Here is a 19,754-nt window from a genome sequence, read left to right as displayed (position 1 = left end):
CATGCTGAAATTCTTCGCTGCCTTGCTGTTCGCCTTTACCGCAATGGCACAGGCGCAGGACACCTTGCACACCGATCTGCCACTGGATTACCTGGCGCAGACCAATGTCGACAAGCCCGACCAGCCGCTGGTGATTTTCATCCACGGTTACGGCAGCAATGCGGCCGACCTGTTCGGGCTCAAGGAAGAGCTTCCGGCCGACTACAACTACGTGTCGGTACAGGCGCCGATGGAGTTGCGCGCTGACAGCTACAAATGGTTCACCCAGAAGCCCGGCGTCGCGGATTACGACGGTGTGACTGAAGACTTGAAAAGCAGCGGTACCCGGTTGGCTGCGTTCATCGGCAAAGCCACTGAGAAGTTTCATACCCAGCCAGGCAAGGTCTTCCTGATCGGTTTCAGCCAGGGCGCCATGATGAGTTACGAAGTCGCGCTGCGACAGCCAAAACTGGTCGGCGGTTTTGCAGCATTGAGCGGGCGGCTGCTGCCGGTCGTGAAGTCCGAGGTCAAAGCCTCCGACGACCTCAAGGCTCTGAGCGTATTCATCGGCCACGGCACGCAGGATCGCCAGGTGGCCTATGCCAGCGCACCGCAAGCCGAAGCGACGTTGAAATCGCTCGGCCTGACGCCGCAGTTGCATGCCTATGACGGCATGGGGCACAGCATCAACGAGGCTGAAGTGATGGATCTGGCGGCTTGGTTGAAACAGTCAAACCGTTAAGGATCATTAGCCGTTAGCTTGCTTCGAGCGGTCCCTTAGAAACGCCAGCAGCGCAATCAGCGGCAGCGCCGTGCCTGCGATCAGCACCCAGCTCCAGCCGCCATGATCAAACAACGGACTGGCCACCGCTGAGCCAATCGCGCCGCCGATGAAAATGCTGGTCATGTACAGCGCGTTAAGCCGGCTGCGGCTGGCGGCATCCAGCGCGTAGACCGTGCGCTGACCCAGGACCATGCTGGTCTGTACGCAGAAATCCAGCACTACGCCCGTTATGGCCAGGCCAATCACGCTGTAGGCAGGGTGGACCAGGCCTGGAAGAAAGCTGAGTGCGCCGAACAGCAGTGCGCCCAGTGAGGCGATGCGGGTGTAGCCGGCGTCTGCCAGACGGCCGCTGATGGGCGCCGCAATGGCACCGATCGCGCCGATCAGGGCAAAGATCGCGATCTGGGTTTGCGACAGCCCGTGATTGCGCGACAACTCCAGCGGGACGGCGGTCCAGAACAGGCTGAAGGTCGCGAACATGCACGCTTGATAAAAGGCACGCTGGCGCAGCACCGGCTGGGTACGAAGAAGAGTCCATAGCGAGAACAGCAATTGTCCGTAGGTCGCACGATGATCCGGAAGGCGTTTTGGCATGGTGGTCGCCAGTACCACGCTGATGCCGATCATCACCACGGCCGCCGAGCCGAACACCGCCCGCCAGCCGAAATGGTCAGCCACCAAACTGGCAATCGGCCGCGCCAACAGAATCCCCAACAGCAGTCCGCCCATGATCCCGCCAACGACCCGCCCACGCGACTCCTCCGGAGCCAGATGCGCCGCCAGCGGAATGAGCATCTGCACCGACACCGAACTGAAGCCCACCAGCAGCGAAACCAGCAAAAACACATTCGGCTGCTCGGCGAAAGCGGCACCCAGCAGGCTGAGAATCGCGACGACAGTCGTTACCAGCATCAGCCTGCGGTTCTCCAGCAAATCACCCAGCGGCACCAGAAAAAACAGCCCCAGTGCGTAACCGATCTGCGTCAACGAAACGATCAGACTGGCCGCCGTGCTCGACAGCCCGATGTCCGGGGCAATCAGCTCGATGATCGGCTGGGCGTAGTAGATGTTGGCGACAATTGCGCCGCAGCAGAAGGCAAACAGCATGACCATGGCCGGTGTCATGGTCACAGCGTTATGCGCGGATTGGGACGAGTGGGGCATGAAAATCTCGCTTGAGCAGGGACTGTCAAACACTGGAAACGTGTCTGTCAGACGGTTTTTGATCGATGCAGCGCAGGCTAACGGTTTTGTCGGCGATTAAGTAGGTGCGGCGAGTTGATACAGGATATTTCCGGGAATGATGATCGGCGAAGCACTGCGATGTGTCGGTATAGTCACGCACGCTCGCGGACTATTGACCTTCGCTTGCCACGGATGAATACTCTTTTCAAAAATTCATATAGATGACTGGATGAATAAAATAATGAACAAGCTTTCCAGCGACGAACGTCTACCACTTTACCAACGCCTGCGCGACAGCCTGGCGGAGCAGATTGCCAATAATCGCTGGCGTCCGGGTGAGGCGATTCCTACCGAAGCGGCGTTGTCTGCAGAGTATGGCCTGTCCACCGGTACGGTACGCAAGGCCATTGATCTGCTGGTCAGCGACAACATTCTGGAGCGCCAGCAGGGGCGTGGCACGTTCATTCGTCGTGCGCAGTTTCAGTCTTCGCTGTTTCGTTTTTTCCGTTTTCAAACCGAAGCGGGTGAACGCCGGGTGCCGGAAAGCCGGATTTTGTCCGTCGAGCCTGTGGACGCGCCTTCGTCGGTCGCTCAGGCGCTGGGGATGGGCGCAGGTGCGCCGGTGATTCGTATGGTCCGCTTGCGGTTGCTGGATGGCCAGCCGGTGCTGGCCGAGGAGATCTGGCTGCCACGTGCGCGGTTTCAGGCATTGCTGGAGCTTGACCTCGATACGCAGGGGCCATTGCTTTATCCGATCTACGAAGACGTCTGCGGTCAGGTGGTCGCCTGTGCGCAAGAAAGCCTGACGGCCGAGACGGTCAACGACGTATACGGCCGGTTGCTGCAGATTCCGGTCGGCAGTGCGGTGGTGGTCATCGAACGCCTGGCGCGCAACTACGCCGGTGAGCCTCTGGAATGGCGCCGCTCGCGAGGGCACGCCAGTCATTTCCGCTACAGCGTGGAAATTCGCTGACAGCGCTGCAGTCTGCCCGAGCCGTTCAACGTCTTTAAGGATAAAAGCCATGTTCAACTGGTATCGCGACGTCACCCCCAAAGAACGCAAGACTTTCTGGGCCTGTTTTGGCGGCTGGTCGCTGGACGCGCTGGAAGTGCAGATGTTCGGTCTGGCCATTCCGGCCCTGATTGCTGCGTTTGCCCTGACCAAGGGCGATGCAGGGCTGATCAGCGCGGTAACACTGGTGACGTCAGCGTTGGGAGGTTGGGTGGGCGGGACGCTGTCCGACCGCTATGGCCGGGTGCGCACGCTGCAGTGGATGATCCTGTGGTTTTCGTTCTTTACCTTTTTGTCTGCGTTCGTGACCGGTTTCAACCAGTTGCTGATCGTCAAGGCACTGCAGGGCTTTGGCATCGGTGGTGAGTGGGCGGCAGGCGCGGTGCTGATGGCCGAGACCATCCAGTCCCGCTACCGCGGCAAGGTCATGGCCACCGTGCAAAGTGCGTGGGCCGTAGGCTGGGGCCTGGCGGTGGTGCTGTTCACCCTGATTTATTCGTTTGTACCGGACGATATTGCCTGGCGGGTGATGTTCTTTGTCGGCCTGCTGCCGGCCCTGATGATCATCTGGGTGCGGCGCAACGTCGAAGAACCGGACAGCTTTCAGCGCATGCAGAAAAGCGCAGCGCCGAAGGGCAATTTCTTCAAGTCGATGTCCGGGATTTTTCGCCCCGAGCTGCTGCGCGTTACCTTGCTCGGCGGTTTGTTGGGGCTTGGTGCGCATGGCGGTTATCACGCGGTCATGACCTGGTTGCCGACCTTTCTCAAAACCGAGCGCAACCTCTCTGTGCTCAGTTCCGGCGGCTATCTGGCGGTCATTATCGTTGCGTTCTGGTGCGGTTGCGTGTGCAGCGGTCTGTTGATCGACCGGATTGGTCGACGCAAGAACATCATACTGTTCGCCTTGTGCTGCGTAGTCACCGTGCAGTGCTACCTGATGCTGCTGTTGAGCAACACGCAGATGCTGTTTCTCGGCTTTCCGCTGGGTTTCTTCGCCGCAGGCATTCCGGCCAGCCTCGGTTCGTTTTTCAACGAGCTGTACCCGGCAGAGGTGCGGGGTGCCGGGGTGGGCTTCTGCTACAACTTCGGGCGCGTGCTGTCGGCGGTGTTTCCGTTTCTGGTGGGGCATATGAGCCAGTCAATGTCGCTCGGCAGCGCCATCGGAATCGACGCTGGCATTGCTTACGGCGTGGCAATGATCGCCGCTTTCTGTCTGCCGGAAACCCGTGGGCGCAACCTTGAGGCCATGCCGCCGATTGCCGAGCCACTGGACAAGGACGCAGCGCAGCAGGCTTGAAAATCCTTTCATTCGCGGTGTTGCGGCGCCGCATTGACTTTTTGTAGACGATCCCATGACTGATTCCTGTACCACGCCCATACTGGGCATCGATGCCCACGCGCATGTCTTCAGCAAGGATTTGAGCCTGGCGTCAGGACGACGTTACAGCCCGGACTATGACGCAACGGTGCACGCCTATCTGGCCAACCTGAGCGAACACGGCCTGAGCCACGGCGTATTGGTCCAGCCCAGTTTTCTGGGCACTGACAACCGGTTTCTGCTCGACGCCCTGGCGCAGGCTCCTGACCGGTTGCGCGGCGTGGCGGTGGTCGACACGGACATCAGTCGCGGTGCGTTACAGCGTATGGCCGGGCTGGGCATTGTCGGCATTCGCCTGAACCTGATCGGCAAGCCGCTGCCAGACTTCGCCGCGCCGGAATGGAAGACGCTGTTCAAGCACATCTGGACGCTCGGCTGGCATGTCGAACTGCACCGCGAGGTCGCTGACCTGCCGGCGCTGATCCGGCAGTTGCTGCCGTTTGGCTGCAAGCTGGTGATTGATCATTTCGGGCGGCCCGATGCGCGTCTTGGCGTTGACGATCCGGCGTTCCAGGCCTTGCTGGAATTGGGCCTGAGCGGGCAGCTGTGGATGAAGATTTCGGCAATCTATCGTTTGGGCGGCAGTGTCGAGCAGAACGCGACGTTTGCTCGCGCTGCATGGCCTTTGCTGCTGCAAAGCTTTGGGCCGCGCCGACTGGTATGGGGCAGCGACTGGCCGCACACCCAGCATGAGCACGCGGTCAGCTACACCGGTGTGGTCGAGCAGTTCCGCGCGCTCGAATGCCCTGACCCGCTCAAGCGCATTATGTTGGTCGAGGCCCCGCAGGCACTGTTCGATTTCCTGCCGGTGGAAATCTGACCTGCTAAACGACAGGTGGCCTGATCCGATAGCTGACCATATACAGCGCCGGGAGGAAAAACAGGGTCAGCAGGGTGGCGATGGCGATGCCGCCGATCATGGCGATGGCCATCGGCCCCCAGAACACTTCTCGGGCAATCGGGATCATGCCCAGGCTCGCGGCCGCTGCGGTCAGCATAATCGGTCGGCAGCGATGTTCGGTGGCCTTGACCACCGATGTCCAGGCGCTTTCCCCTGCGGCGATGAATTCATCGATCTGCGTGACCAGAATCACCGAGTTGCGGATGATGATGCCGATCAGCGCCAGCACGCCCAGAATTGCCACGAACCCCAGCGGATAGCCGGAAATCAACAAGGCTGCGACCACGCCGATCAGGCCCAGCGGCACCACGCTGACCACCAGCAGCAGTTTTTTCACGCTGTGCAACTGGATCATCAAAAAGCTGACCACCAACAGCAGCATCAACGGTACGACCTTCAGGATCGGACCCTGTGAGCGCGCGCTGGCCTCGACTGCGCCGCCGGTGGCGACCGAGTAACGCAACGGCAGGCCGGCGCTGAAGGCATCGACGTCGGGCTTCAATTGCCTGACCAGCGCTGCCGGCTGCAGCTTGCCGAGCACGTTGGCCTTCAGGGTGATGGTCGGCAGCCTGTCACGGCGCCAGACCAGCGGCTGTTCCTGCTCGTAACTGAGCGTGGCGAACGCCAGCAGCGGCACGCTCGCACCGCCAGGTATCGGGATCTGCAGGTTGGCGAGGGTCTGCACCGAGCTGCGTTCGTCGCTGTCTGCACGTCCGACCAGGTCGATCAGATAGGTGCTGTCACGCACCTGAGTGATGGTGGTGCCACTGACCAGACTGTTGAGGATTTGCGCCACGTCTTCAGAAGACAGGCCGAACTGGCGTACCTTGTCCTGCGCGATGTCGATCTTCAGCACCTTGCCCGGCTCGTTCCAGTCATAGATGACCTGACCGATATGCGGGTTGGCATCGAGAATCGCCGCCAGCGCCATGGCCTGGCTGCGAACCTGTTCGATGTCCGGTCCGCTGACCCGGTATTGCACCGGCCAGCCCACCGGCGGCCCCATGTTCAGTGGCTGAACGTAGCCACCCACGCCGACGTAATCGTCACGAAAGCGCTGACGCAAGCGTTCGATCAGCCGGTCACGCGCTTCGCCACCCTGGCTGACGATCACCAGCTGCCCGTAGAACGGATTGCTCAATTGTTGATCCAGTGGCAGGTAAAAACGCACCGCGCCCTTGCCCACGTAAGAGCTCCAGCGCAGCACATCGGCATCCCCTTTGAGCGCTGCTTCAAAGCGGTCCATGGTCTGGCGGGTACCTTCGATGGAGCCGTTTTGCGGCATGTAGATATCCACGAGGATTTCCGGTCGGTCGGAGTCCGGGAAGAACTGGTTCTGCAGCAACCTGCCTGCAAACAGCGACCCGATGAACATCAGCAACGTGATGCCGATCACCCACCCGCGGTGCTCGAGTGCCTTGACCAGCAGGCGGCTGAAACCACGCATCCAGCGTCCCGGCGCGGCATGTTGCGCCGAGGCTTTGAGGATGTGCACGCCAATCAGGGGCGCGAACAGTACCGCCACCAGCCAGGACAGCAGCAACGCCACGGCAATGACGGCAAACATGGTGAACACGTATTCGCCTGCCGAGCTGGAGTTAAGGCCGATGGGCACGAAACCGGCGACCGTGACCAATGTGCCGGTCAGCATCGGGAACGCGGTCGAGGTGTAAGCGAAGGTAGCGGCCTGCGGTAATGAATCGCCGCTTTCAAGGCGGGTGACCATCATCTCGACGGTGATCATCGCGTCATCCACCAACAGCCCCAGAGCGATGATCAATGCGCCCAGCGAGATACGTTGCATGGTGATGCCGCTGTACTCCATGAACACGAAGACCAGCGCCAGCACCAGCGGGATCGAACAGGCCACTACCAGACCGGCACGAATGCCGAGGCTGATGAAGCTGACGACCAGCACAATCAGGATCGCTTCAAAGAGTGCATGGGTGAAGCCGCCGATGGCTTTTTCGACCACATCGGCCTGGCTGGAGACCAGGTGTACGTCGATGCCCAGCGGCAATTCAGTGGTCAGATCGTCGATGCGCTGCTGCAACTGGGTGCCGAATGCCTGGATGTTGCCACCTTGCTTCATGGCCACCGCAAGGCCAATGGCTGGCTGGCCATTGAAGCGGAACAGTGAGGAGGGCGGATCGGCATAACGGCGCTCGATAGTCGCCAGATCGCTGAGGCGAAAGAACCGGTCGCCGAAGCGCAGATTGACGGCCTCGAGGTCCTGTTCATTGCTGAACTGCCCGCTGGCCCGCACGGCAATGCGTTCAGGACCGGCCTCCATCACGCCAGCAGGCGTAACCGAGTTTTGCGCTTGCAGGCTTTGCAGCACCTGGCGTTGATCGATGCCCAGCGCCGCGAGCTTGCGGATCGAAAAATTCAGATAAATGACTTCGCGCTGGGCGCCGAGCAACTCGATCTTGCCCAGGTTGGGTACGCTGCGGATGTCGGCGCGCACTTGCTCGACGTAATCACGCAGTTGGCGGAAAGACAGGCCATCGGCGGTGAACGCGTAGATGCTGCCGAACACGTCGCCAAATTCGTCGTTGAACGCAGGGCCCTGAATGCCGCTGGGCAGCTCACTGCGCACATCGCTGATTTTCTTGCGCACCTGATACCACGCCGCAGGGATGTCGGCGCTTCGGGTTTCACTCTTGAGGAAGACGAAAAGCGTCGATTCGCCAGCCAGCGTGTAGCTTTTCACGTAATCCAGCGCGTCGATTTCTTCGAGCTTCTTTTCCAGCCGATCAGTCACCTGCTGCAGGGTATCGGGCAGCGTCGCGCCCGGCCAGCGCGCCTGTATGACCATAGTCTTGATGGCGAATGAAGGGTCTTCCTCGCGCCCCAGATTCAGGAATGACCAGCTGCCCATCAGCAATGAAACGAACATCATGTACCAGACCAGCGTGCGATGCCTGAGCCCCCAGGCCGACAGATTGAAGCGCTCCTTCACAAACTGACCTCTCGCTGCAGGCGGATCTTTTGTCCGGACTGCATGCCGTTGACGCCGGCAGTCACTACCTTTTCGCCCTCGTGCAGCTCGCCGCTGACCCTTACCGTCGAGCCCGATCTCGCCAATACCTGCACCGCTCGCGGGATCAGTGTCGATGTCGTTGGGTCGATCACCCACACCTGAGAGGAGCCGTTACGCTGCAGCACTGCGCTGCCGGGCAGCTCATGAAACGCCGGCGCGTCGCCACTGATCTCTATCGTGACGGTCGAGCCCAGGCGAAAGCTGTCCGGAGGGTTCTGCAAGGCCAGGCGGACGCGCTGAGTGCGGGTCTCGGCATTGATTTGCGGTGCAAGCTGGCGGACGTTCGCGGCCACTGAAAGCTGATCGTTCAGTTGCGAAACCACTCTGATGCGGTGGCGTTCATCCAGCGAACCGAGTGGCAAGTCGACGACCGCTTCACGGCTGTCGGGGCGCGCAAGGCTGACGACTGCCTGACCGGTCGCCATGACCTGGCCGACCTCCGCTTGCCATCCAGTAATCAGGCCATCGAACTCGGCTGACAAGCGGGTGTAGGACACATCATCACGGGCTTGCTGCACCGCCACGCGGGCCTGATTGCACAACGCTTCCTGAGTGCTCAGGTCGTTGTCCAACTGATCCATTCGCGCCCGCGAGCCGATACCGCGCTCATAGAGCTGCTGGTAGCGCGTCAACTCGTCGCGCGCCTGTTGCCAGGCGGACTGGGCCTTGCCGAGTTCCGCCTGGCGGGCGTGTAAACGGTGTTGCTGGTCCCCGGGTTCCAGTGTGGCGAGCAGATCGCCCTTGCGCACTTGATCGCCGATCTCCGCGTGCCGGGTTGCCAGTCGGCCAGCGACGCGAAACCCCAACGCCACTTCATACTGCGGCTGGATGACGCCAGCAAAGCGGCCATAAGAGGCGCTGCGCTGGTCGACTATTTCGGTGAACAGTACCGGGCGTTCGACAACCTCGCGAAGCGGTTTTTCGCGGCAGCCCGGCAGTGCCACAATCAGAATGCAGATCAGCCAGCAGCGGGATCTCGTTCGTGGTTCTGCGCACGAGGTGCTCATTGCGCAGCTCCCGACGAGGCCAACGAGACGAGGTTTTCGACCGGTGCTCGCTCTGCGACCTCGACCCGTTGCCCCGGGTAGAGAAACTGCAGCCCTCGGGAAACTATTCGATCACCTTCGGACAACCCCTCTGAAACGATGACCTGACCCTGCTCGTAACGCAGCACTTTCACAGGCGTCAGCCTGACCCTGGCCTCAGCGTCCACCCGCCAGACTGCCGGTTGTCCTTGTGTGCGGCTCAAGACGGACCAAGGCAGGGCGAACACTATTTGCGACTGCGTCTGCAAGCGAGCGCTGACCACGGAGCCCAGCGCAAGCGGTGCAGCAGCTCCCTGCAGTGCAACGCGCACCCGCAACGTGCCGTTCGCGGCGGAGACGATGGGGGTGATTTCCCTGATGATGCCGGTCAGCTGAATCTCTGGCTGGCCGAGGGGGCTGACAATCACTGCAGCACCGGTCTGATCGGCGCGCAGCAGGGACTCGTACGCGGAAAATACCGCTTCGCGCTCGCCATCGTGAGCGACGCTGAAAATCGTAGTGGCGGCCTGAACCACCTGACCTTCTTCGGCATAGCGCGCCGTCACGACGCCATCGGCTGCGGCGAACAGCTCGGTGTACCCGACCTGTTCACGCGCGTTCGCCTGCTGCGCCTGCAGTGCGACGAGATCCGCCCGCGCACTGTCGAGGCCAGAGCGGGCCTTCTGGTATTCACTGAGGTTGGTATAGCCCTTGGGCAGCAGCACTTGTTGACGCTGGTAGTTTTGTTCGGCGAGGTACAGTCGCGACTGTCGCACGGCCACTTCGGCACTGGCTGACGCCAGCTCGGTCTTTTGCTCGCGCGCGTCGAGCCTGGCAAGAACCTGTCCGACCCGCACTCGATCCCCGACATCCGCATATCGCTTGATCAGCTTGCCGGAGACGCGAAACGATTGCTCAGTCACCTTGCGGGCCTGGATATCGCCCGTCAGCGTCACACTGCTGGCGACGTTCAGTAGGGCAACCGGTTGCGCGACGACTCGCACCAGCGCCTTTTCTGCGGGTTTTCCTGCAGAGCAAGCGCTGAGCGAGAGTAGCGAGATGAACCCCAGCACCACGCCGGGCTGAGTGTACAGAGAGTGCAACGGCCGGATATTTCCGGAAACACGGCAGCACGAACGCAGGAGCGTTGCAAAGGGAAAAGTCATCAACGAATAGCACTGCCCGATCAAAGAAGCCAACATCATCCATGAGTCACAGCGTCAGGCCGGAAAAGCGCAAGGGCTTCCCGGGCTCAGGCGAGCGAGCTTCAGGCCATCGCGGTGACGCTGGGCCAAACCTTCTGGGTAGCTTCAGTGCCCAGAAATGTCAGTGCGGTTCTTTGCGAGTGGTGCCACGCCGCCTTGCTTTCCAGGTCCAGAAAGTGCCCGGTGTCCGGAACGACATTGAAACTGCTTTTGGCGATGTAGTTGGAAAACATCCGCGCATCGTCAACGGTGGTGTATTCATCTTTTTCACCGTTGATGAACAGCACCGGAATGTTGATCGAGGAAAAACGCTCGACGTAGTTACTGGCGCTTAGTTGGCGAATCTGGCTGATGTGAAAGTCGATCTGGCGATATTCGTGCTCGGCAAGGCTGATCAGGTGCTTGTAGTTATAAAGTTTGAACAGGCGCGGCAGGTACTTGCCCACGGTGTCGTTGAGCAGTGAGCCGATCTTGCGCTTTTCGCGTGCGGCGAGGTAGATCTGGGCGTTGTCGATATAGTCGAGCATGGCCTCGTTGAGCACCGGCGAAAACGAACTGATGATGGCCTTTTCCACGGAAGGAGGGCATTCGGAGAGGGCCAGCAGGGCCGATACACCGCCCCAGGAGACTGACAGCAGGTGGTTTACCTGATAGAGATCAATCAGTTGCAGGAGAATGTTTACTTCATCTTCCTTGCTGACAATCATGTCGTCCGGGTTGTGCGCTCGGGATTGCCCCGAAAATGGCAGGTCGAACAGCACCAGATTGTAGTGCGGTTGCAAGTATTTGACCGTCTGCCCGAAAGAGCCAGTAGTCGACAGTGCGCCGTTGACCAGCAGAATGGTCTTGGCGTCGCTGCCTTTCCAGTAAGTCTCGGCGTACACCTTGTACTTACCGATGGTTAGAATCTTCGATTGTGCGCCCATAACAGCCTCCCAGCTAAAATTTGATCCAGCAATTAGTACAGTGTTCTCTGCTTCGGCAGCCATGCCAAAGCCTCGCCTGGTAAGTGGCGAAATCCGGTGAGTTATTATTAGGGGTGCAGCGAAAACGTTACCGCAGGAACTGTGCTTGCCCTGACATAGATAACGCAGTGCCAGCATTGCGACAAGTCACTGACGTCATAAAAATGTCTAGCTGTTCACATTGCACCTTGGCGTTTGGCCATCATCTTTTGACCAATAGACGGATTTAATCGGGGAAAAACGCCATATCGAACCTGAAAAGCGTATTTATTGGGGTGAACTTGCTGGTGCTGAAACGGTCAAGCTGGATACGGATTTGTAACATTCAGTTACATTTTTGCGCTTGGCATAACGCGCCAGATTAATATCGAAATCGCTGAAACCCTCGAGCCAGACGCTTTAATCTCGTCAAAAAGCAGGCACGATCGTGCAATCAAGGGTTTGGGAAGTGCGTGAATCTCAGGCCAGCGTATTCACTGTGCGGCATTCCAGCAGCAAGCTTGCGCCGCCATATTCGCTGGTGCCTATTTGCAGGGTAAAACCATGCAGATTGACGATGGCGGCCACTACCGAGAGACCAAGGCCAAAACCGCTTTGCTCGGTGCCGGCTTCGCTGCGATAGAAGCGCTGGAAGACAGCGGCGCGCTCGGCGACAGGGATGCCAGGCCCGGAATCCTGTACTTCGATGCACGGCGTGGTGCCGCCTGGGGCAGGGTAGGCGCTGACTTTGACGATTCCGCCGCCAGGGGTGAACTTGATTGCGTTGCCCAGCAGGTTGGTCAGTGCTTCGAACAGCAGGGCGCGGTCGCCTACCAGCGTGGGTAACGTTTCATGCAGGTCGAGTATCAGGGTGATCTGGTCTTCCTCAGCCAGCGGCAGGTAGAAATCATGCAGCTCCTGCAGCAGCGGGCGCAGTTCCAGTTCAACGAATGCCGAGCGCCGCTGGCGGTCTTCCAGCTCGGAAATGCGCAGCAGCCCGCGGAAACGTGCCATCAGTGTGTCAGCTTCGCTGATGACCTGGGCAATCTGCGTGGCGTGGGTCGAATCGTGGGCTGACTGCTGTTGAATACGGTAAAGCTGCGCACGCAAGCGGGTCAGCGGTGTGCGCAGGTCATGGGCGATGTTGTCGCAGACGCCCTTGACCTCGTTCATGAGCTTTTCGATCCGGTCGAGCATGGCGTTGACGATTACCGCCAGCATGTCCAGTTCATCGCGCCTGTTGGAGACCGGCAGACGGCCGGCCATGTCGCCGGCGATGATCGATTCGGCGCTGGCCTGGATCGCACGGATGCGTCGCAACGGTCGACGGCGCAGCAGATGCCAGCCGGCAACACCGGGAATGATGGTCAGCGAGATGCCCCACAGCAACGCATGCAGGATCAGCGTGCTCACCGCAAACAGCGAACCGTTCTCGCGAACCAGCACCAGCCAGCGGCCGTCCGACGTGCGATTGACGATCGCATCGCAACTGCCTTGCGGCATGCCTGGATCATCCGATTCGATGCAATCGTTCAGTACATGAATCTGGCCGTCGATAGGCAGGTTTTTCGGGACGCTGGTGATAGGCCCGGCAACCGGGCGGAAGTTTTCGTCGAATAGACCGTAGGCATCCACCGAGCGGGTATCGAAGGTCATGCTGGTGGCCAGAGCGTCCACCAGGCCCTGGCCTTCGAAGCGTGAAAACAGTTGCTGGCGATGGGTAAGCGACTGGCGGGCGAGGGTGTCCAGATAGGACGTCACCTCCCAATACAGGACGCCAAGCAGAATCACACTCCAGGCTACGAACAGCGAGCTGTACAGCGCCAGTAATCGACTTGTGGATGATCGCCAGCCGTCAGACGGGTTCGGCAATGACATAGCCGGATCCTCGCACGGTCTGAATGAGCTGTGCGGTACCGGGTTGGTCGATCTTCTTGCGCAGACGGCCGATGTGTACGTCGATCAGGTTGGTGCCCGGATCGAAGTGGTAGCCCCAGACTTCCTGAAAAATCATCATTCGCGTGATGATCTGTCCGCTGTTGCGCATCAGGAACTCAAGTAGCTTGAATTCGGTGGGCAGCAGCGTCAGCGGTTCGCCGCCGCGACATGCTTCCCGGGTGATCAGGTTCAGTTCCAGGTCGGCAACCTGCAAGACCGTCTTGGCGGCACTGACCGGGTTGCTGCGTCGCAACAACACCTCGACGCGTGCGGCCATCTCATCCGACGCAAAGGGTTTTGGCAGATAGTCGTCCCCTCCGGCACGTAGGCCGCGGACGCGCTCGTCAACGTCAGAGAGTGCGCTGATCATCAGGATCGGCGTGGAAATGCCCTGGGCACGCAAGTGGGTGACGATGGTCAGACCATCCATCTCCGGCAACATGCGGTCCAGGGTAATAAGGTCATAATCGCCACTCACTGCACGCGCCAGACCATCACGGCCATTGTCGACCCAGTCCACTTCCAGCCCGTGGCTGCTGAGTTCGGTCACGATTTCCTTTGCAGTGATGGCATCGTCTTCGATTGCCAGAATTCGGGTCATGGTCCCTGCCTGAATAGGTGCGTTCAAAGAGTCATTCTGCCTTTAAAATCCGCCGCGTTTCCTGAAAGAAAGTTTAATGATAGGGATCATATTTCTCGCTTTGCCGTGGAATCCTCTTCCTTGAGCTTCTGCGCTTTCTCCAGGCGACGTTTTTCTTCCTTGTTTTTGCGATCGCGCTCCATTTTCTCGGTGGTGTCTTTTTCACTGCGGATCTGCGCATGGCTGATCAACGCGAAAATAAAACTGCCACCGATAATGTTGCCCGCCAGCGTGGGGCCTGCGAACGCAAACCAGAAATCCTTCCAGCCCAGCTCACCCGCGAATACAAGATAGGATACTTCAGCCGAACCCACCACGATGTGCGTAAAGTCGCCGAGCGCCATCAGGTAAGTGATAAGCACGATGATCGCTATCTTGGCGTTTTCCATCGACGCGATCATCCAGACCATGGTCGCAATCATCCAGCCCGACACAATGCCCTTGGAAAACATCTGGCCCAGGTCGTTTTCCATGACCTTGTGGCCAATTTCCAGAAACGCCTTGTCGGTGCTGGTATCGAAAATCGGCAGGTTGAGCATGACGTAGGCCACCGTCAGCGTGCCGACCAGATTGCCGGCCAGAACCACACCCCACAGGCGCAGCAGCCGCCAGATGTTGGCCAGGTTCAGCTTGCTCATGACCGGCAGTACAGCCGTGATGGTGTTTTCCGTGAACAGTTGCTGGCGCGCCAGGATTACCGCCAGAAACCCTGCCGAATAGCCGAGGCTGCTGATCACATGACTACCGGGGAGGCCTTCGAGGCGCGAGTTCAACAAACCCATCGCCATCAGCGACAGGCCCATGGTCAGCCCCGCAGCCAGTGCCGACCACCACAGCGCGGCTACGCTGCGCTCCAGTTCGTGGTCGCCCTGCATGCGAATGGTTTCGTGCAACACTGCCGCGCGGGGCGGCTGATTCTCATCGATCTCGCGCTCTTCCTCGGCGGAAAGGCCGGGGGTCTTGCCATCTACTTCGTGATCCATACAACGTCCTCAGCGCCAGTGATGAAATGGCCCGACCGGGGCAATGTCGGGCCGATGGTTCAGACAGGCGCCGCGCGCTGTCGTTCGCCAGCGGCGGGGCGTATCGAGAAATGTTTGAGCCAGTCGGCAGAATGTGTCGGTCTAGCCCAGCAGATCGGCGCTCTGCACGCGTTCTATACCCATGCCGAGCATGGTCTTCCAGGCCTGCTCCAGCGAGCCGTTCATGTCGATGGCGCGACAGGCATCTTCGACCACAAAAGTATTGAAACCGGCACTCCGTGCGTCCTGCGCCGACCAGGCGACACAGAAGTCCAGCGCCAGACCGACCACGAACAGCGTATCGATACCGCGCTCTGTCAGGTACCCGGCCAGCCCTGTACGGGTCGTGCGGTCTGCCTCCAGAAATGCCGAGTAACTGTCGATGTGCTCATTGCAGCCCTTACGCAGGACCAGTTGCGCGTGAGGCAGATCGAGGTCGGCATGCAACTGAGCACCGTGGCTGCCTTGTACGCAATGATCCGGCCACAGCGTCTGAGGACCGTAGGGCAGGGTAATGCTCTCGAACGGCAGGCGCTGCGCATGGCTGGAAGCAAAGGAAATGTGCCCGGCAGGGTGCCAGTCCTGCGTGATGACCACTTGGGAAAAGCGCGCACCCAGGCGATTGATCAGCGGCAGCAGCGCATCGCCGTCAGCCACAGCCAGTTGCCCGCCGGGCATGAAGTCGTATTGCATGTCGATCACCAGCAAGGCGCAACGAGGATCGGCAGGCTTGTGGGAAAGGGGCATCGTGGGTTCTCTGGTAAGGAGCAATGAGCGCAGTTTGCCTGTTTATCGCCACATTGGCTAAGCGTCATGTCTGGCCTGTGCAAGAGTATTTTTTGGGAATTTGTATCAGGCGTTAATACGAATCTGTACTATTCGCAAAAAATCCTGCCGGGTCCCAAGAGGCCTGGTTTCTTGCCAAGGGCTGCACGTCGATGCGTCGTACTCTCGTTTCACTTTGCGTTATCCAGGCGATCTCTCAAGCGGCCTGGGCCGATCAGGTGGCTGGCGTCCAGCCTGCCATGGAGTTGCAGAACATCGATATCCAGGGCGCCGCCAATGCCGAAACGGCACAAGGACCGGTCGATGGTTATCGGGCCACACGGTCTGCCAGTGCAACGCGTACCGATACCTCGCTGCACGAAACCCCGCAATCGGTCAGCGTCGTGACCCGTGAAGCCGTCGAGGACATCGGTTCCACACGTTTGCAGGATGCTCTCGACTACGCGGGTGGCGTCGGGCGAGCCAACAACTTCGGCGGCCAGGGGCTGACCACCTTTACGGTGCGCGGCTTCACCACCGGCGAGTTCTATCGCAACGGCTTCCCGATCAATCGTGGTTATCCGAACATGCCGGACGCCAACACCATCGAGCGCCTTGAGGTGCTGCGCGGTCCGGCCACCACGCTCTATGGCCGTGGCGATCCGGGCGGCACCTTCAATGTGGTTTCCAAGCAGCCGTTGGCCGAGCCCTCCGTCACGCTGGGCGGTCAGCTCAATGATCAGGGCATGAAGCGCGGAACGCTGGATGCCTCGGGACCCGTGGATGACGAAGGGCGTTTTGCCTACCGCCTGAATGTCGTGGGCGAGGGCGGCGATACGTTCCGTGACCACGTCGAGACCGAGCGCTATGGCGTGGCGCCGGTATTGAGCTGGCAGGTCAACGACGTTACGCGGATCACCTTCGAAGGCGACTTCATGCGCAATAACGCGCCACTGGATCGTGGTCTGACTCGCTATGCCAACCAGACGGGCACGGCTTCTCGCGACACGTTCTTCGGCGAGAAGAGTGTGGGCAAGCTGCATAACGACAACAACATGGCACAACTGCGCTTCGAGCATGACCTCAACCCGGACTGGACGCTGGGCGGCGGTGTGCAGATCCTTGACGGCTCCCTGCAAGGCGATGCCATCGAGGCCAACGGGCTGGCGGCGGACGGCCGCACCCTGGGGCGCAACTTCAACTATCGCAAGCTGGAATGGACCGATCGCGATGTGCAACTGAACCTGACCGGGCATTTTTCTGCGGGCGGTTTCGAGCACACGCTGCTGACCGGTGTCGAGTACGAAGATTATGACTACAAGTCGATCATTCAACGCTCCAGCGGTGCAGTCAGTGCCTACCCGATCGACATCTTCAATCCGGTCTACGGCCAGGCTCGTCCGGCACTGACCCGAACGACAACCCACGACAAGGAAAACCTCAAGACCTGGGCTGCCTTCGTGCAGGACCAGGTGGCCCTGACCGAGCGCCTGAAGCTGCTGGGCGGTGTGCGTCTGGAGCGTTTCGAACATGATTATGATTCTTTTCTGCCCGGCACCAGCAGTTGGACTGCCAGCGATAACGCGGTCACACCGCGCCTCGGCCTGAGCTACGACCTGACCGACGACCTTGCCGTCTACGCCACGACTGCTCGCTCGTTCAAGCCCAACAGCGGTGCCAGCCGACTGGGTGGGGGGTTCAAGCCGGAGGAGGGCAAATCCTATGAGATCGGAACCAAGTGGGAGGGGCTGGACGGGCAGTTGAGTGTCGACACGGCCGTCTACCAGATCGAAAAGCGTAACGTGCTGACCACCGACCCGGTCGATTCAACGTTCAGTGTGGCGGCGGGCGAGGTGCGCAGTCGCGGCCTGGACCTTAACGTGGTCGGCAACCTGACGCCGGAGTGGCGGGTAATGGGCAGTTACGCCTACGTGGACGCCGAAGTCACCAAGGACAACACGCTACGGTCCGGTACACGGCTGATGAACATTCCCGAGCAAACCTTCAGCCTGCTCAACGTCTACGAGTTTCAGGAAGGCGCCCTGCGTGGCCTGGGCCTGGGCGGCGGCGGTCGCTATGTCGACCAGCGCGCCGGACGTACAGCCAACACTTCTTTCTCGATGGACAGCTATACGGTGTTTGACCTGCTGGCCTATTACAAGGTCAACCCGCACGTGAAACTCAATCTGGACCTGAAGAATCTGTTTAACACCGACTATGAGGAAGGCTCGTTCGGCAACGTCTATGCCTATCCGGGGGCACCACGGACGGTGCAGGTGGGGATTGCCTATACGTTGTGATGCCATGTGCCGATATCGGGTTCTGATAGCGCAAGCCTGATCCTTTCAGGGGCAGGTTCAGCAGCGTGTGTCATGGGCACTGGCCCTTGTGCACACGCAGCCGTGCATCATCAGTACTGATCAGCCGTTGAAAAGCCGGCACGGTGGCGAAGTTTGCCCCCCTGGAACTGTTCCTTGCCGGGTAAAATGTCCGCTCCGGCTGCTTTGAGAGCGCTCATATTATCCCGCAGGGCATTAGTGGCGGCGTCCTTTTGCTGGAAGGTATTGGCTGCTGTCAGGTTGGCATTACCCACTTCGCCAATCTGGAATTTGTAGCCAGCCTCTTTCATTGCCTTGATCTGGTTGGCGAGTCGCGAAGAGGCTTCGCTTTCCCTGGCATACACATGAAAACTGCCAATCAGTGCAGGGTTGTCGTCGCCATTGGCAGCCTTTAATTGAACCGCAAACTTGACCAGGCCGCTTTGCGGACCTGCGGTCAGGCCACCCCCCCAATTGCTGTCCTCGACAACAATACTTCCTTTATAACCGGCATCGCGCGCCGATTTAATTAACGTGGTCTGCATGTCAGCCCATTCCTGACTTGCGCTTTTACCGCCCTGATGGAAGGTATCCAGCACAAAGCCTGTGCGACTGCCAAACCTTTTGACAATGGTACTGATGTCGGCCGAGGCCTGCTTCAATTTGTCTCCCGTCAGCACGTTTCCGCTACCCTGGTTTGCATTGTCGCGGAACGTGAACTGAACCTTTACACCCTGTTTGCCCCCTTCATTGAGCAACGCCCTGAGCTTGTCCAACTGCCTGCTATCCTGAATCTGGTCGTGCGTCATCTGAAAGCGCAAGGTTCCGCCTCCAATCGCTTTCAGGTCCTGAATCATCTTCGTGGCTGCGGCAGGTGTGGCGATATCATCAGGATTGACGTTGGCTCCCCCGCGCAAGACGGGCTCGGCAGTTTTGACCGGCTCTGAAGCGGAAATCTTGTCTTTGTCTTTGACTTTGTTATCTGGCTCGGCAGGGGCCGTATTGTCTTTGACAGTGGCGACGTCATTGAGCACGGCCTTGGTATCATCCTGACTGACACGCGTTTTTTGACTAGTAAGTAACGCCGTATCCGACGGGGATGCTTCGCTCGCCAGTGCTTGAGCATTTCGCTTGAACAGTGCTCTGGTATAGACCGGAGAGGTTTCCGCTGCTTCAGCGGAGTGCCTGTCGGAGGGCGTGTAAGTATCGAGTTTCGCCTGCGCATCCGAAGTTGTGTCAGTCGCGCCAGCGCTCGCCGGCTGTACGGTCCTGTCGGCCATGACAGGTTTCTCGTTAGCGGCCATGAGACTGTCATATAGCCTGGCTGAGCGGATATTCATCGGGTGTCTCAGTGATCGGTGCGAAAAGTGATTGCGCCTGGTGAAACAGGAGAATAAATCTCAAGGCAAGCGATAACGGATGGAATGACAGTATTCATATAAATACGTCGGAAACTTGATGGAGCGATTGAGCGACTGTTTCTATTTTTCTGTTGTTTATTGATACTCGGGCTCAGGGTGCAATTATATTCCGGGCATTGTCCATCGGAAGAGCAGGTTCGCCTAGATATAATTTTCAATGTTGGCAAAAACCGGAGGATTAATCCTGTGCTGAC

At 59.3% G+C, this 19,754-nt stretch carries 15 protein-coding genes; 5 read left to right on the top strand and 10 right to left on the bottom strand.

Annotated elements, in window-relative coordinates; all coding sequences use genetic code 11:
- Nucleotide 1 precedes the first annotated feature (1 nt).
- Nucleotides 2-721 carry an alpha/beta hydrolase gene (locus BLR16_RS04030; protein ID WP_074806503.1) on the top strand — a complete coding sequence of 240 codons (720 nt, stop codon included), beginning with the start codon at nucleotides 2-4 and terminating at the stop codon, nucleotides 719-721.
- Nucleotides 722-727: 6 nt separating this feature from the next.
- On the opposite strand, the gene BLR16_RS04025 is transcribed toward BLR16_RS04030, so the two are convergent.
- The gene (locus tag BLR16_RS04025; RefSeq protein WP_074805983.1) at nucleotides 728-1,927 is read right to left on the bottom strand and encodes an MFS transporter; all 1,200 of its coding nucleotides are present in this window, start codon (nucleotides 1,925-1,927) and stop codon (nucleotides 728-730) included.
- Between the two features lie 262 nt (nucleotides 1,928-2,189).
- Here BLR16_RS04025 and BLR16_RS04020 point away from each other — a divergent pair, with 262 nt between their 5' ends.
- From BLR16_RS04020 to BLR16_RS04010, 3 genes are read left to right on the top strand one after another with little or no spacing between them, the layout of a single operon-like run.
- On the top strand, nucleotides 2,190-2,921 hold the full coding sequence (locus tag BLR16_RS04020) for a GntR family transcriptional regulator (RefSeq protein WP_003435951.1): 732 nt from the start codon (nucleotides 2,190-2,192) through the stop codon (nucleotides 2,919-2,921).
- A gap of 49 nt (nucleotides 2,922-2,970) precedes the next feature.
- Entirely contained in the window at nucleotides 2,971-4,257 is a 1,287-nt protein-coding gene (locus BLR16_RS04015) for an MFS transporter (RefSeq protein WP_074805986.1), read from the top strand.
- 55 nt (nucleotides 4,258-4,312) lie between these two features.
- Nucleotides 4,313-5,158 carry an amidohydrolase family protein gene (locus tag BLR16_RS04010; protein WP_003371878.1) on the top strand — a complete coding sequence of 282 codons (846 nt, stop codon included), beginning with the start codon at nucleotides 4,313-4,315 and terminating at the stop codon, nucleotides 5,156-5,158.
- A gap of 4 nt (nucleotides 5,159-5,162) precedes the next feature.
- On the opposite strand, the gene BLR16_RS04005 is transcribed toward BLR16_RS04010, so the two are convergent.
- The 8 genes from BLR16_RS04005 to pncA form a co-directional block, all read right to left on the bottom strand.
- A complete protein-coding gene (locus BLR16_RS04005; RefSeq protein WP_074805989.1) occupies nucleotides 5,163-8,201 on the bottom strand; it encodes an efflux RND transporter permease subunit in 3,039 nt (1,012 codons plus the stop codon).
- The gene (locus BLR16_RS04000; RefSeq protein ID WP_003371884.1) at nucleotides 8,198-9,289 is read right to left on the bottom strand and encodes an efflux RND transporter periplasmic adaptor subunit; all 1,092 of its coding nucleotides are present in this window, start codon (nucleotides 9,287-9,289) and stop codon (nucleotides 8,198-8,200) included. The genes BLR16_RS04005 and BLR16_RS04000 overlap by 4 nt, the downstream gene beginning before the upstream one ends.
- Entirely contained in the window at nucleotides 9,286-10,509 is a 1,224-nt protein-coding gene (locus BLR16_RS03995; RefSeq protein WP_161437860.1) for an efflux RND transporter periplasmic adaptor subunit, read from the bottom strand. The genes BLR16_RS04000 and BLR16_RS03995 overlap by 4 nt, the downstream gene beginning before the upstream one ends.
- A gap of 65 nt (nucleotides 10,510-10,574) precedes the next feature.
- The gene (locus BLR16_RS03990; protein ID WP_161437855.1) at nucleotides 10,575-11,501 is read right to left on the bottom strand and encodes an alpha/beta fold hydrolase; all 927 of its coding nucleotides are present in this window, start codon (nucleotides 11,499-11,501) and stop codon (nucleotides 10,575-10,577) included.
- A 435-nt stretch (nucleotides 11,502-11,936) separates the two neighbouring features.
- Nucleotides 11,937-13,334 carry a sensor histidine kinase gene (locus tag BLR16_RS03985; protein WP_042931051.1) on the bottom strand — a complete coding sequence of 466 codons (1,398 nt, stop codon included), beginning with the start codon at nucleotides 13,332-13,334 and terminating at the stop codon, nucleotides 11,937-11,939.
- Complete coding sequence (locus BLR16_RS03980; RefSeq protein ID WP_003371891.1) at nucleotides 13,312-13,995, bottom strand: response regulator transcription factor; 684 nt, start codon at nucleotides 13,993-13,995, stop codon at nucleotides 13,312-13,314. Before BLR16_RS03980 ends, BLR16_RS03985 begins: the two co-directional genes overlap by 23 nt.
- An 86-nt stretch (nucleotides 13,996-14,081) precedes the next feature.
- Complete coding sequence (locus tag BLR16_RS03975) at nucleotides 14,082-15,017, bottom strand: formate/nitrite transporter family protein (RefSeq protein ID WP_092194106.1); 936 nt, start codon at nucleotides 15,015-15,017, stop codon at nucleotides 14,082-14,084.
- Between the two features lie 141 nt (nucleotides 15,018-15,158).
- Nucleotides 15,159-15,803: a bifunctional nicotinamidase/pyrazinamidase gene (gene pncA, locus BLR16_RS03970; protein ID WP_054081070.1), complete on the bottom strand. Its 645-nt coding sequence runs from the start codon at nucleotides 15,801-15,803 to the stop codon at nucleotides 15,159-15,161.
- A 191-nt stretch (nucleotides 15,804-15,994) separates the two neighbouring features.
- Here pncA and BLR16_RS03965 point away from each other — a divergent pair, with 191 nt between their 5' ends.
- Nucleotides 15,995-18,121 carry a TonB-dependent siderophore receptor gene (locus BLR16_RS03965; RefSeq protein ID WP_003435933.1) on the top strand — a complete coding sequence of 709 codons (2,127 nt, stop codon included), beginning with the start codon at nucleotides 15,995-15,997 and terminating at the stop codon, nucleotides 18,119-18,121.
- A gap of 110 nt (nucleotides 18,122-18,231) precedes the next feature.
- Here the strand turns inward: BLR16_RS03965 and BLR16_RS03960 are convergent, their stop codons facing one another.
- The gene (locus tag BLR16_RS03960; RefSeq protein WP_032609867.1) at nucleotides 18,232-19,479 is read right to left on the bottom strand and encodes a cellulase family glycosylhydrolase; all 1,248 of its coding nucleotides are present in this window, start codon (nucleotides 19,477-19,479) and stop codon (nucleotides 18,232-18,234) included.
- Nucleotides 19,480-19,754: the final 275 nt, after the last annotated feature.

This window comes from Pseudomonas sp. BS3767, from assembly GCF_900099665.1.
GTDB classification, from domain to species: domain Bacteria; phylum Pseudomonadota; class Gammaproteobacteria; order Pseudomonadales; family Pseudomonadaceae; genus Aquipseudomonas; species Aquipseudomonas cerasi.
The sequence above is the reverse complement of the archived record's forward strand: the minus strand, read 5'-3'. Positions and strand labels throughout refer to the sequence as shown.